The organism is Streptomyces sp. NPDC031479 (genome assembly GCF_055581065.1).
Map to the genome: position 1 here is coordinate 14,246 of NZ_JBVIKC010000070.1, position 15,350 is coordinate 29,595.

The window sequence follows — 15,350 nt, forward strand, 5'->3', positions numbered from 1 at the left end:
CCGGCCCGCCCCGTCCGGGCCCCGGCGGGCCGCGCCGCGCCGCGTGACCGCCTCCCTCCCGCACCACCGCTCGCACCACTTCCGGAAAGCCAGGTACACACCGTGGAACAGCACCTTTCACGCCGCCGCATGCTCGGACTCGCGGCCCTCGGCGCCGCCGCCATGGCCGGCAGCACCACCATCGGCGCCACCCGGGCCCTGGCCGCCGACCGCGCCGGCACTCCCGCGTTCGTCCCCGCCGTCGTCATCGGGACGGGCTACGGCGCGGCCGTCACCGCCCTGCGGCTCGGCGAGGCCGGCGTCCGCACCGTCATGCTCGAAATGGGACAGCTGTGGAACCAGCAGGGCCCCGACGGCAACGTCTTCTCCGGCATGCTCAAGCCCGACAAGCGCTCCAGCTGGTTCAAGACCCGTACCGAGGCGCCGCTCGGCAGCTTCCTCTGGCTCGACCTGGCCAACCGTGACATCGACCCCTACGCCGGTGTCCTGGACCGGGTCAACTACGACCAGATGTCCGTGTACGTGGGCCGCGGCGTCGGCGGCGGTTCCCTCGTCAACGGCGGCATGGCGGTGGCCCCCAAGCGCTCGTACTTCGAGGAGGTGCTCCCGCGCGTCGACTCCGCCGCGATGTACGACCGCTACTTCCCGCGCGCCAACTCCATGCTGCGCGTCAACCACATCGACAACGGCTGGTTCGAGGGCACCGACTGGTACAAGTTCGCCCGCGTCTCGCGTGACCAGGCGCAGAAGGCCGGCCTGGGCACCGTGCACGTCCCCAACGTCTACGACTTCGACTACATGCGGCGCGAGGCGAACGGCGAGGTCCCCAAGTCCGCGCTGGCCGCAGAGGTGATCTACGGCAACAACCACGGCAAGCAGAGCCTGGACAAGACCTACCTGGCCGCCGCACTGGGCACCGGAAAGGTCACCATCGAGACCCTCCACCAGGCCAGGACCATCCGGCAGCAGAAGGACGGGACCTACCTGCTGACCGTCGAGCAGAAGGACGCCGACGGCAGGCTGCTCGCCACCAGGGAGATCTCCTGCCGCCACCTGTTCCTCGGGGCCGGCAGCCTCGGCTCCACCGAACTGCTGCTGCGCGCCCGGGAGACCGGAACGCTGCCCGACCTCAGCTCCGAGATCGGCGCGGGCTGGGGCCCGAACGGCAACATCATGACCGCCCGCGCCAACCACGTGTGGAACCCCACCGGTGCCAGCCAGTCGTCCATCCCCGCGCTGGGCATCGACGACTGGGACAACCCCACGGCCCCCGTCTTCGCCGAGATCGCCCCCATGCCGGCCGGTGTGGAGACCTGGGTCAGCCTCTACCTGGCGATCACCAAGAACCCCGAGCGCGGCGCCTTCGTGTACGACGCCGCGAAGGACCGGGCGGACCTGCGCTGGACCCGCGATCAGAACACCCCCGCCGTCAACGCCGCGAAGTCGCTGTTCGACCGCGTGAACAGGGCGAACACCACGATGTACCGCTACGACCTCTTCGGCAAGCAGCTGAAGGCGTTCTCCGACGACTTCTGCTACCACCCGCTCGGCGGCTGCGTGCTGGGCAAGGCCACCGACGACTTCGGCCGGGTCTCCGGTTACAAGAACCTCTACGTGACGGACGGTTCGCTCATTCCCGGCTCCATCGGCGTGAATCCGTTCGTCACCATCACCGCGCTCGCGGAACGGAACATCGAGCGCGTCATCCAGCAGGACGTCAAGGCCTCGTAAACCGGGCGCCGTCACCGGCCGCCCGGGTCTGCCGGGGTTGCCGGGTCCGCCGCGTCCGCCGGGGTCCTCCGGTTCATCACATCGCGAATCGTCACGGGGTTTCCCCGGTATGCCCGCACGCCGGAACGCGCTGCGGAACCAGCAAATTGGCATGAGTTCAACGGGTCGATGGAGCACATTATGCGCGAGTCTGTTTCGATGCCGGACGAATCCGGGACCAGCACGCACGACGTGATCGTGGTGATCGGATCGGCGCACCGGCCGCCGGACGGGACCGGAGACCGCCGGGCGTTCGACGCGGAATTCCTCGCGGATGCCACCGGAGGCCCGTTGGACCCCCGCCTCACCGGGGCACTGCCCCACGGTCCCGCCGCGGCGGAGGTGTGGTGGCAGGCGCTGGAGGACGCCGGCGTCGTCCTGGCGGCGGAGCCCGCCCCGGGTACCGCCGCCTTCCTCGCCGTGCCCGACGCGGACGCCCTCCCGCAGGACGGCGACGCGGCCGCCGCCGTCCGCGCCGTCCTGCGGACCGCCCCCGGCGCCGACCCGGAGGTCCGGCGCGTCCCCTCGGGCGCCGACGCGCTGCGGGCGGCCCACGACAGTCTCCGCCGGGGAGAGAGCGCCCTGGCCCTGGCGGCGGGGCCGGACGTCCTGCTCCCCGACACCCCGTCCGGGGCCACCGCACCCGCGGACACGGAGTCCGGCGCCGCCGGGTCCGGGGCCACCGGGCCGGAGGGCGCCGGTGCCGTGGGCGGCTCCTCCGGCGGCTACGGGGCCGTCCTGCTGAAGACCCTCGCGCGGGCCCTCGCCGACGGCGACCGGGTACGCGCCGTACTCTCCGCCGACGGACGGCTCACCGCCCCCGGCCCCGCCCTCGCGGCGCACGGCGGAGACACCGGGCGGGCCGGCACCGAGGCCGCCCCCGCCGAACGGCCGCTGCCCTGGATCCTCTCCGCCGCCGGCCCCGAGGCGCTGCGCGCCCAGGCCGGGCGGCTGCACGCCCACCTCACCGCCCACCCCGGCCTCGACCCCGCCGCCGTGGGCCGCGCCCTCGCCGTGACCCGGCACCGCTTCCCGCACCGCGCCGTCGTCCTCGGCGAGAACACCGCACAGCTCCTCGACGCACTGGCCACCCTGGCCCGGGGCGGCTTCGCGGCCGAGGTCGTCCGCGGCAGCGCCGGCCCCGCCGCCACCGGTCCCACCGCGTTCGTCTTCCCCGGCGTCGGCTCCCAGTGGCCGGGCATGGCCGTCGAACTCCTCGACTCCTCACCGCAGTTCCGCGCCGCCGCCCTGGAGTGCCAGGAGGCCCTGGCCCCGTTCACCGGCTGGCTGCTCACCGACGTGCTGCGCGGCGGGCCCGGCGCCCCGGACCTCGACACCCCCGACGTCAGCATGCCCGCCACCTTCGCCGTCCAGGTCGCCCTCGCCCGGACCTGGCTGGCCTACGGAGCCCGACCCGCGGCGTTCGCGGGGCACAGCATCGGGGACATCGCGGCCGCCCACCTGTCCGGCGCGCTGACCCTCCCGGACGCCGCCCGGGTCATCACCTCCTGGGGCGACGGCCTGGCCGAACTCGTCGCACACGGCGGAGACATGCTCGCCGTGACCCTGCCGGGCCGGCGGATGGCCGACCGCCTGCGGCCCTGGGAGGGCAGGCTCGACGTAGCCGCGTACAACGGCCCCGAATCCGTCGTCGTCTCCGGCGACACCGACGCCGTGCGCGAGCTGCGCCAGGCACTGGAGGCGGACGGCGTCCGCTGCCGGCGCGTCGCCGTCGGAGCCGCCGCCCACTCGTCCCACGTCGAGGCCCTCCGCGACCGGATGACCGCCGAACTCGCCGCCATCGCCCCCCGAGCCACCCACACCCCGTTCTACTCCTCCTCCACCGGCGGCATCGTCGACGGCCGCACCCTGGACGCCGATTACTGGTTCGAGGCCCTGCGCCGCCCGGTACGGTTCGAACAGACCACGCACGCGCTGCTCGCCGACGGCCACCAGGCCCTCATCGAGGTCAACCCCCACGCGTCCCTCACCGCGGCGATGCAGGAGACGGCCTCCGCCGCCGGACGGCAACCCGTCACCGTCAGTACCCTCCGCCGCGACCAGGGCGGCCCGCGCCGGTTCCGTACCGCCCTCGCGGAGGCCTACGTACAGGGTGTGCACATCGACTGGGAGCAGGCGTTCCCCGGTGCCCCGGCCGGCCGGCTGCCGCTGCCGACCTACCCCTTCCGGCGGCCCGGTGCCGCCGAGGGCGGTCCCGCGCTGTCCGAGCGGCTGCGCACCCTGCCCGAGGCCGAACGCGAGCGCACCGTCGGCGCACTCGTCCGCTCCGTCACCGCCGCACTGCTCGGCCTGCCCGACCCGGCGGCGGTCGGCGCCGGACACGCCTTCCGGGACCTGGGCCTGGACTCCGTCACCGCCATCGAACTGCGCAACCGGCTGAACGAGGCGACCGGCCTCGCGCTGCCCCACACGGTCGTCTTCGACCACCCCACCCCGCGTTCGCTGACCGGCCGCATCGTCGCGGACGCCCTCGGCACCCGGGACGAGGCCGCCGACGACACCACCACGGCCGCCTGGGACGAGCCCGTCGCCATCGTGGCCATGAGCTGCCGCCTGCCCGGCGGCATCGACACCCCCGAAGCCCTCTGGCAGCTGCTCACCGAGGGCGGCGACGCCGTGTCCGCCCTGCCCGCCGACCGAGGCTGGGACGTCGAAGGCCTCTACGACCCGGAGCCCGGCCGGCCGGGCCGCTACTACCAGCGCGAGGCGGCGCTGCTCCACGGGGCCGCCGACTTCGATCCGGAGTTCTTCGGGATCTCCCCGCGCGAGGCCCTCGCCATGGACCCCCAGCAGCGGCTCCTCCTGGAGACCGGCTGGGAGGTCCTCGAACGCGCCGGCATCGACCCCGGCACGCTGCGCGGCACCCGCACCGGCACCTTCGTCGGAGCCATGACCCAGGACTACGGCCCCCGGCTGTACGAGGCGCCCGAGGACGTCAGCGGCTACCTGCTGACCGGCAACACCGCCAGCGTCGCCTCGGGCCGCCTCGCCTACACCTTCGGGTTCGAGGGTCCCGCCGTCACGGTGGACACCGCCTGCTCGTCCTCGCTGGTCGCGCTGCACCTGGCCGTCCAGTCGCTGCGCACCGGCGAGTGCTCGCTGGCCCTGGCGGGCGGAGTCACCGTCCTGCCGTCGGCCGGCGCGTTCATCGAGTTCAGCAAGCAGCGCGCGCTGGCCCCGGACGGGCGGTCCAAGGCCTTCTCCGCCGACGCCGACGGGTTCGGCCTCGCCGAGGGCACCGGCATGGTCCTGCTGGAGCGCCTCTCGGACGCCCGCCGCAACGGTCACCGGGTGCTGGCCGTCGTACGGGGCTCCGCGATCAACCAGGACGGCGCGTCCAACGGGCTCACCGCGCCCAGCGGTCCGGCGCAGCAGCGGGTCATCCGGCAGGCGCTGGCCAACGCGGGCCTGTCGGCCACCGACGTCGACGTGGTGGAGGCGCACGGCACCGGAACGCGCCTCGGCGACCCGATCGAAGCGCAGGCGCTGCTGGCCACGTACGGCCAGGACCGGCCCGAGGACCGGCCCCTGTGGCTCGGCTCGCTGAAGTCGAACATCGGCCACACCCAGGCCGCTGCGGGCATCGCGGGCGTGCTGAAAATGGTCCTGGCCCTCCAGCACGGCGTCCTGCCCAAGACCCTGCACGCCGAGGTGCCGTCCCCCCACATCGACTGGGCCGGCGGCCGGGTACGGCTGCTCGGCGAGGCGGCCGACTGGCCCGGGACCGGCCGGCCGCGCCGCTCCGGCGTGTCCTCGTTCGGGATCAGCGGCACCAACGCGCACGCCATCATCGAGGAGGCCCCGGACGCCCGCGAGACCGCCGGCGCCCCCAATGCGGACGGCCCCGCCGACGCCCTCGCCGCGGAAGCCCCCGCCGGCGCCCCCGCCCCGGAGTCTGCGGTGGAGCCCGCCGCGGAGCCCGCCGGCGGCGCGACCGCCGTGCCGTGGACCCTGTCGGCCCACACCCCCGAAGCGCTCGCCGCCCGGGCCCGTGCCCTCCTCGCGCACACCCTGGCCCACCCCGGCACGGCCCCCGCCGACACGGGCCACTCGCTCGCCACCACCCGCGCGGCGTTCGCACACCGCGCAGTCGTCGTCGGCACCACCGAAGCGGAACTGACCGAAGGACTGAAGGCTCTGGCGGAGGGCGGCTCCACACCCCGCGCCGTCCAGGGCACCGCCGCCGAGGGCCGCCGCGTCGTGTTCGTCTTCCCCGGCCAGGGCTCCCAGTGGGCCGGCATGGCCGTCGACCTCCTCGACGGCTCGGCCGTCTTCCGCGAGCGGCTGCGCGCCTGCGGCGAGGCCCTGGCCCCGTACGTGGACTGGTCCCTGGAGGACGTACTGCGCGGGGCACCCGGCGCGCCCGCCCTGGACAGCGCCGACGACGTCGTCCAGCCCGCGCTGTGGGCCGTCATGGTCTCGCTCGCCGAACTGTGGCGCTCCTTCGGCGTCGAACCCGCGGCCGTCATCGGCCACTCCCAGGGCGAGATCGCCGCGGCCGCCGTGTCCGGCGCCCTCGGCCTCGACGACGCCGCGCGCGTCGTCGCCCTCCGCAGCCGCCTGCTGAGCCGCCTCGCCGGACTCGGCGGCATGGTGTCCGTACCCGAACCCCTCGCCGACGTCACCCGGCGCCTGGAGGCCTGGGACGACAGGCTCGGCATCGCCGCCGTCAACGGACCCCGCTCCATCGTCGTCTCCGGCGACGCGGACGCCCTCGACGAACTGCTCACCGCCTGCACCGCCGACGGGGTCCGGGCCAAGCGGGTCCCCGTCGACTACGCCTCGCACTCCTCCCACGTGGAGATCATCGAGGCCGAACTCGCCGCGGCACTCGCCGGCATCACCCCGCAGACCCCGCGGATCCCCTTCTGCTCCACCGTCACCGGCGAGGTCGTCGACGGCGCGGACCTCGGCGCCGACTACTGGTACACCAACCTCCGCACCACCGTCCGCTTCGAGCCCGCCGTCCGCCGCCTCATGGAGGACGGCCACGACGTCTTCGTCGAGTGCAGCCCGCACCCCGTGCTCGCCGTCGGTCTCCAGGAGACCGCCGAGGCGGCCGGAGCCACCGCCGACGTCGTGCCCTCGCTGCGCCGCGGAGACGGCGGCCCCGTCCGCTTCCTGACCTCGCTCGCGGACGCTTACGTCCACGGCGTGCCCACCGACTGGTCCGCCGCCTTCGCCGGACTGCGCCCCCGTACCGTGGACCTGCCCACCTACCCCTTCCAGCGCCGCCGCTTCTGGCTCGACGCCGCCGCCCCGGCCGCCCCCGCGGGCGCCGCCGCCGGCCACGGCCAGGAGGAGGCCCGCTTCTGGGAAGCCGTGGAGAACGCCGACGTACAGGCCCTGACCAGTTCGCTGGACCTGGCCCCCGACGCCTCCCTCGACAGCATGGTCGGCCGGCTCGCGCACTGGCGGCGCCGCACCACCGAGAGCGCGCTCATCGACAGCTGGCGCTACCGCGTCACCTGGACGCCCACCGCCACCCAGGCCCAGCGCGGCAACCGGACCCCGCTGACCGGCACCTGGCTGCTCGTCACCACCGCCGCCCAGGAGGGCGGCGCCGACGCCACCGCCGTCCACGACGCCCTCACCGCCCGGGGCGCCCGCGTCGAACGGGTCGTCCTCGACCCGGCCACCGACGGCGACCGGGAGACCGTCGCCCGGCTGCTGACCGACCGCCTCGGCGAGGCCGGGCAGGAGCCCGACGGCGTCAGCGGCGTGCTCTCCCTGCTCGCGGGGACCGCGAGGACCCCCGGGACGGCCGAGGAAGCCGAGACCGCCCCGGGCACCGGCACCGGCACCGGGACCGCCCCCCGGGTGCTGCCCGCCCTCGCCGCCACCCTCGCCCTCGTCCAGGCCCTCGGCGACACCGGGATCGGCGCCCCCCTCTGGTGCGCCACCTCCGGCGCCGTCACCACCGGACCCGCCGACCCGCCGCGCCACCCCGAGCAGGCCCAGCTGTGGGGCCTGGGCCGGGTCGTCGGCGCGGAGTCCCCCCAGCGCTGGGGCGGCCTCGTCGACCTCCCCGAAACCCTCGACGAGCGCACCCTCGAACACCTCACCGGACTCCTCGCCGACCCCGACGGCGAGGACGAGATCGCCGTCCGCGCCACCGGCACCCTCGCCCGCCGCCTCGTCCGCGCGGACACGGACACGACCGCCCCCACACCCGACCACGTCCTGGCACGTCCGCACGGCACGATCCTGATCACCGGCGGCACCGGCACCCTCGGCGCCCACGTCGCCCGCTGGCTCGCCCGCTCAGGAGCCGCCCACCTCGTCCTCACCAGCCGCAGCGGCCCCGCCGCCCCCGGCGCCCCCGAACTCCGCGACGAACTCACCGCCCTCGGCACCCGCACCACCATCGCCACCTGCGACGTCACCGACCGCGACGACCTCGGCCGGCTCCTGGCCTCGCTGCCCGGCGAACACCCCCTCACCGGCGTCATCCACGCCGCCGGCGTCCTCGACGACGGCGTCCTCGACGCCATGACCACCGAGCGCCTCGAACACGTCCTGCGCCCCAAGGTCGACGCCGCGCTCCACCTGCACGACCTCACGGCCGGCCTCGACCTGGACTTCTTCGTCCTCTTCTCCTCCATCGCCGGCGTCGTCGGCAACGGCGGCCAGGGCGGGTACGCCGCGGGCAACGCCTTCCTGGACGCCCTCGCCCACCAGCGACGCGCCCAGGGACTCCCCGCCACCGCCATCGCCTGGGGCTCCTGGGGCAGTGGCCGCATGATGGGAGACCTCGCCGAACAACACCTCACCCGGCGCGGCATCCTCCCCATGCCCGCCGACCTCGGCATCGCCGCCCTGCGCCGGGCCATGGAACACGACGACACGGCCGTCACCCTCGCCGACATCGACTGGGACCGCTTCGTCCCCGCCTTCGCGATCAGCGGCGACTACCCGCTGCTGCGCCGCCTCCCCGAGGCACGGCGCGTCCTCGACGCCGCCGGGACCCCCGCCACCCCCGGTGCCGCCCCCGGCGGCCCGGCCCTGGCCCAGCGGCTGACCGGCCTGTCCGACACCGAACAGCTCCGGGCCGTCGTCGAACTCGTCCGCACCCAGGCCGCCACCGTCCTCGGTCACGCCGGCGCCGACGCCGTACCACCCCGACGTGCCTTCCGCGACACCGGATTCGACTCCCTCACCGCGATCGAGCTGCGCAACCGGCTCGCCGGCGCCACCGGGATGCGCCTGCCCACCACCGTCGTCTTCGACTACCCCAACCCGACGGAACTCGCCGGATACCTCCACGCCCGGATATCGGGAAGCCCGCGGGCCGCCGGACACGACGACGGCCACCCCGGCGCACCGCTCGTCCCGCCCTCCGACGACGAGCCGATCGCCATCGTCGCGATGAGCTGCCGCTTCCCGGGAGGAGTCACCTCCCCCGAAGGGCTGTGGGAGATCCTCACCGAGGGCAGGGACGTCCTCTCCGGATTCCCCGAGAACCGCGGCTGGCCGCTCGACACCCTCTACCACCCCGACCCCGAGAACCCCGGAACCACCTACGCCCGCGAAGGCGGCTTCCTCTACGACGCGGGCGACTTCGACGCCGGATTCTTCGGGATCTCCCCGCGCGAGGCCCTCGCCATGGACCCCCAGCAGCGGCTGCTGCTCGAAGTCACCTGGGAAGCCTTCGAACGCGCGGGCATCGACCCCGCCACCCTCAAGGGCAGCCGGTCCGGAGTCTTCATCGGCTCCAACGGACAGGACTACGCCTCCGGCCTGCGCAAGGCCCCCGAGGGCGTCGAGGGCTACCTGCTCACCGGCCGGGCCGCCAGTGTCGTCTCCGGCCGCCTCGCCTACACCTTCGGCCTCGAAGGCCCGGCGCTGACCGTCGACACGGCCTGCTCGTCGTCCCTGGTCGCCCTCCACCTGGCCGTCCAGTCGCTGCGCCTCGGCGAATGCGAACTGGCCCTCGCCGGCGGTGTCACCGTCATGTCCAACCCCGGCATCTTCGTCGAGTTCAGCCGCCAGCGCGGCCTGGCAGCCGACGGCCGCTGCAAGGCGTTCGCCGCGTCGGCCGACGGCACCGGCTGGGGCGAGGGCACCGGCATGCTCCTCCTCGAACGCCTCTCCGACGCCCGCCGCAACGGCCACCGGGTACTGGCCGTCGTACGGGGCTCCGCGATCAACCAGGACGGCGCGTCCAACGGGCTCACCGCCCCGAACGGACCCGCGCAGCAGCGGGTCATCCGGCAGGCACTGGCCAACGCGGGCCTGTCGGCCACCGACGTCGACGTGGTGGAGGCGCACGGCACCGGCACCCGGCTCGGCGACCCGATCGAAGCCCAGGCACTGCTGGCCACGTACGGCCAGGACCGGCCCGACGGCCGACCGCTGCTGCTGGGCTCGCTCAAGTCGAACATCGGCCACACCCAGGCCGCCGCCGGTGTCGCGGGCGTCATGAAGCTGGTGCTGTCCCTCCAGCACGGGCAACTCCCCGCGACCCTGCACGTGGACGCGCCGACCCCGCACGTCGACTGGACCGCGGGCTCGGTCGAGCTCCTGACCGAGCCTACGACCTGGCCCGATGACCACGAACACGTCCGCCGGGGCGGCGTCTCGGCCTTCGGCGTGAGCGGCACCAACGCCCACGTCATCGTCGAGCAGGCCCCCGAAGCGGCCCCGGAGCCCGAAGACACCGACACGGCAGCCGCCCCGGCCACGCCGATGGCGGCCGTGCCCTGGCTCCTCTCCGCGAAGGACGCCACCGCTCTGCGCGTGCAGGCCGACCGGCTGCGCGCCCACCTGGCCGCCCACCCGGAGGCCGGCCCCGCCGACATCGGCCTTTCGCTCGCGACGGGCCGGTCGGCCCTCCAGCGGCGCGCCGCCGTCGTGGGCACCGACCGCGACGAACTGCTGCGCGGGCTGGCCGCCCTCGCCGACGGACTCTCCACCGGGACCTCGTCCCACGTCATCACCGGCGCCACCGACTCCGCAGGCGACGACGAGGGCGCCCGGACGGCGTTCCTGTTCTCGGGGCAGGGGAGTCAGCGGCCGGGGATGGGGCGTGATCTGTACGAGGCCTTCCCGGTGTTCGCGGACGCGTTCGACGCGGTGTGTGCCCATGTGGACCAGCACCTCGAACGTCCCCTGGCGGGTGTGGTGTTCGGCGAGGACGCGGAGTTGTTGGACCGGACCGGTTATGCGCAGCCGGCGTTGTTCGCGGTCGAGGTGGCGTTGTTCCGGCTGGTGGAGTCCTGGGGCGTCCGGCCCGATTTCCTGGCCGGGCACTCGGTGGGCGAGTTCGCGGCGGCGCACGTGGCGGGCGTGTTCTCGCTGGAGGACGCGGCGGCTCTGGTGGCCGCTCGTGGCCGGCTGATGCAGGCGCTCCCGCCCGGCGGGGTGATGGTCGCGGTGCAGGCCTCGGAGGAAGAGGTACGGGACCTGCTGGCCGGGTTCGAGGACCGTGCGGGAATCGCGGCGGTCAACGGCCCCTCCGCCGTGGTGGTTTCGGGCGCACAGGACGCCGTCGCGGCGGTCGTCGAACGCCTCGCGGCCGACGGGCGCAAGACGAAGGCGCTCTCCGTCTCGCACGCCTTCCACTCCCCGCTGATGGACCCGATGCTCGCCGAGTTCCGGACCGTCGTGGACGGTGTTTCCTTCGGAGCGCCGCGCGTGCCGGTCGTCTCCACCCTCACCGGCCGTCCGGTGCCGGCAGAGGAGTTCTGCTCCGTCGAGTACTGGGTGCGCCACGTCCGCGAGGCGGTCCGTTTCGGCGACGCGGTCACCTCCCTCGCCGATCTGGGCGTCCGTACCTTCCTGGAGGTCGGACCCGGCGGTGTCCTGACCGCGATGGTCCAGGACTCCCTGGACGGGCACGCGGTCACCGTCCCGCTCCTGCGCGCCGACCGCGCCGAGGCGACGGCCGTCACGACCGCCCTCGCCCACCTCCACGTCCACGGCACGCCCGTCGACTGGACCGCCGTCTTCGCCGGACGCGGCGCCCGGCCCGTAGACCTCCCCACCTACGCCTTCCAGCGCGAGCACTACTGGCTCCACGTCCCCGCCACCGCCGACGTCGCCGCGATCGGTGTCGCCGATACCGAACACCCCATGCTGGGTGCCACCGTCGTGCTCCCGGACGGCGCCATCGTGCTGACGGGCCGGCTCTCGCTCGCCACGCACCCCTGGATCGCGGACCACGCGGTCTCCGGCGTCGTGCTCGTCCCCGGTACGGCCTTCGTGGAGCTGGCACTGCGGGCCGGGCAGGAAGCCGGCTGCGAGCAGGTCGAGGAGCTGACCCTGGAGGCCCCGCTCGTCCTGCCCGAGCACGGCGGGGTCCAGCTCCGCCTCACAGTCGGGACACGGGACGCCTCCGGACGCTGCGCACTGGAGCTGTACTCCCGGCCGGAGGACGCCCCCGGGGCGCGTGACTGGACGCGTCACGCGGCCGGCACCCTCTCCGCCGAGCCGCCGGCGCCCGCCTCGTCCGAACTCGCCGCGTGGCCGCCGCAGGGCGCCGAACCGGTCGCCACCGACGACCTGTACGACCTGCTCGACGGCCTCGGCTTCGGCTACGGCCCGGTCTTCCGAGGCCTGAAGGAGGCCTGGCGCCAGGGCGACACCCTGTACGCGGCCGCCTCCCTCCCGGAGCAGTCGGTGCCGGACGCGAGCACGTACGGGCTGCACCCGGCCCTCCTCGACGCGGGGCTCCACGCCTCGTGGCTCGGTCTGCTGTCCGGGTCCGAGACGGGCCACGGTCTGCTGCCGTTCTCCTGGAGCGCGGTGCACCTGCGGGCCGCCGGCGCGTCCGCGGTACGGATCAAGCTGGCCGCCGCCGGGACGGACGCGGTGTCGGTCCTCGTCGCCGACGGTTCGGGCCGCCCGCTCGCGACGATCGGCGCACTCGTCCTGCGCCCGGTCTCCGCCGACCGGCTGCGGCTGGCCGCGGAGCCCCGCGACGACTCCCTCTACCGGCTCGACTGGACCCCGGCCCACACGCCGGCGGACGCACCCGTCCCCGAGTACGACGTGGCGACGCCGGGCCGTCCGGGCCCCGGAGGCGGCGCCCCGGCGGAGGACACGGCCGCCCGCGTACGGACAACGAGCCACCGGGCACTCGCCCTGATCCAGGGACGGCTCGCCGACGACGCCGCCGACCCGGCGCCGCTCGTGCTGGTCACCCGGCACGCCGTCGCGACGCACGCGGGGGAGCGCGGAGCGCTCGACCCGGCCCAGGCCGCCGTCTGGGGCATGGTCCGATCGGCGCAGTCGGAGAACCCGGGACGCTTCGTCCTGCTCGACCTGGACCCGGACCTGGATCCGGACGGGGACCTCGGCCGCGTTGCCGTACGGGCCGCCGTGAGCACGGGCGAGCCGCAGCTCGCGGTGCGCGCCGGAAGGATTCTGCTGCCCCGCCTGACGCGGGCGAAGGGCGCCGCGGAGGAGGGGGACGCGGCGGCCGACCCGGGCCGGACGTTCCCGGACGGAGGGACCGTCCTCGTCACGGGGGCGACCGGCACGCTGGGCCGTCTCGTCGCCCGCCACCTCGTCACCCGGCACGGCGTCCGGCACCTGCTGCTCACCGGACGCCGGGGCCCCACCGCCGAAGGAGCGGCGGCCTTCGAGGCCGAACTGACCGGACTCGGCGCCCACGTCGTCACCGCCGCGTGCGACGTCGCCGACCGCGAGGCGCTCGCCGCACTGCTCGCCACGATCCCCGCGGAGCACCCGCTGACGGGAGTGGTGCACGCGGCGGGCGTCACCGACGACGGGATCGTCCCCGCGCTCACCCCGGAGCGCGTCGACCACGTGCTCCGCCCGAAGGTCGACGCCGCACTGAACCTGCACGAACTCACCCGCGACACGGACCTGTCCGCGTTCGTCCTCTTCTCCTCGGTGTCCGCGACCCTCGGCGGCGCCGGACAGGCCAACTACGCCGCCGCGAACTCCTTCCTGGACGCCCTGGCCCAGCTGCGCCGCGCGGCCGGCCTGCCCGCCGTGTCCATGGCCTGGGGGCTGTGGGCCGAGGGCAGCGGGATGACCGGCAGGCTGGACTCGGCCGACCTCGCGCGCATCCGGCGCATGGGCCTGGTCGCCATGGACTCGGCCACGGGCCTGGCCCTGTTCGACGCCGCCTGCGCGGCCGGGGACGACGTCCTCTTCCCGGTCCCGCTGGACCACGCCGGGCTGCGGGTCCAGGCCGCCGACGACAAGGTGCCCGCCCTGCTGCGCGGTCTCGTCAAGGCCCCGGTCCGCAAGGCCCAGGCCGCGGGCGACACCACCGCCACGGGGGCGGCCGACCGGGCCACCGCACTGGCCGCGAGCCTGTACGGGCTTCCCGAGGCGGAGCAGGACCGCGTCCTCGGTGACCTGGTACGCCTCCAGATCGCCACGGTGCTCGGCCACGCCTCACCGGAGCGGATCGAACCCGAGCGCCAGTTCAGGGACCTCGGCTTCGACTCGCTCACCGCAGTCGAACTGCGCAACCTCCTGGGCGCCGTCACCGGCACCCGACTGCCCGCGACCCTGGTCTTCGACCACCCCACACCGCTGGCGCTCACCCGCTTCCTGCGCGCCGAGATCCTCGGCGGCGAAGCCGGTGCTGCCGGTGCGGCCGGCGACCGTACGGCGGCCGCCCCGGGCCGGCCGGGCGGCGGCTCCTCCGTCGAGGCTGATGAGCCGATCGCGATCGTGGGGATGAGCTGCCGTTATCCGGGTGGGGTGCGGTCTCCGGAGGATCTGTGGCGGCTGGTCGTGGAGGGGGGTGACGCGGTGGGTGGTTTCCCGGTCGATCGTGGGTGGGCGCTGGAGGCGTTGTACCACCCGGATCCGGATCATGCGGGGACGAGTTATGCGCGTGAGGGTGGGTTCCTGTATGACGCGGCGGAGTTCGATGCCGGGTTCTTCGGGATCTCGCCGCGTGAGGCGCTCGCGATGGATCCGCAGCAGCGGTTGTTGCTGGAGACCTCGTGGGAGGTGTTCGAGCGGGCCGGTATCGACCCGGCGTCGCTGCGGGGTTCGCGTACCGGGGTCTTCGCGGGCGTCATGTACCACGACTACGGATCGCGCCTGTCCGTCGTACCCGACGGATTCGAGGGATACCTGGTCAACGGGAGCGCGGGCAGCATCGCCTCGGGCCGGGTGGCTTACACCTTCGGTCTGGAGGGGCCGGCGGTGACGGTGGACACCGCGTGCTCCTCTTCCCTGGTCGCCCTGCACCTGGCGGCGCAGTCGCTGCGCCAGGGCGAGTGCTCGATGGCCCTGGTGGGCGGTGTGACGGTCATGGCGACCCCGAACGTCTTCGTGGAGTTCAGCCGTCAGCGCGGGCTGGCCGCCGACGGCCGTTGCAAGGCCTTCTCGGCCGCGGCCGACGGTACGGGCTGGGCCGAGGGCGTCGGCATGCTGCTGGTGGAACGTCTCTCGGACGCCCGCCGCAATGGCCACCGGGTGCTGGCGGTGGTCCGGGGCAGCGCGGTGAACCAGGACGGCGCGTCCAACGGCCTGACCGCCCCGAACGGGCCGGCGCAGCAGCGGGTCATCCGTCAGGCGCTGGCGCAGGCCGGCCTGTCGGCCTCCGATGTGGACGCGGTGGAGGC

The 15,350-nt window shown here is 74.7% G+C and carries 2 protein-coding genes; both read left to right on the forward strand.

Features of this window, described 5'->3' with window-relative positions; genetic code table 11:
* Positions 1 to 129 precede the first annotated feature (129 nt).
* Positions 130 to 1,731 carry a GMC oxidoreductase gene (locus ACZ5D2_RS38915; RefSeq protein ID WP_371681060.1) on the forward strand — a complete coding sequence of 534 codons (1,602 nt, stop codon included), beginning with the start codon at positions 130 to 132 and terminating at the stop codon, positions 1,729 to 1,731.
* A gap of 180 nt (positions 1,732 to 1,911) precedes the next feature.
* A partial coding sequence (locus ACZ5D2_RS38920) for a type I polyketide synthase (protein ID WP_468936230.1) occupies positions 1,912 to 15,350 on the forward strand: 13,439 nt, incomplete at its 3' end.

Bases quoted from the DNA above. Each gene is read 5' to 3' on its own strand.
- ACZ5D2_RS38915 (WP_371681060.1), top strand. From the start codon at position 130: ATGCTCGGACTCGCGGCCCTCGGCGCCGCCGCCATGGCCGGCAGCACC.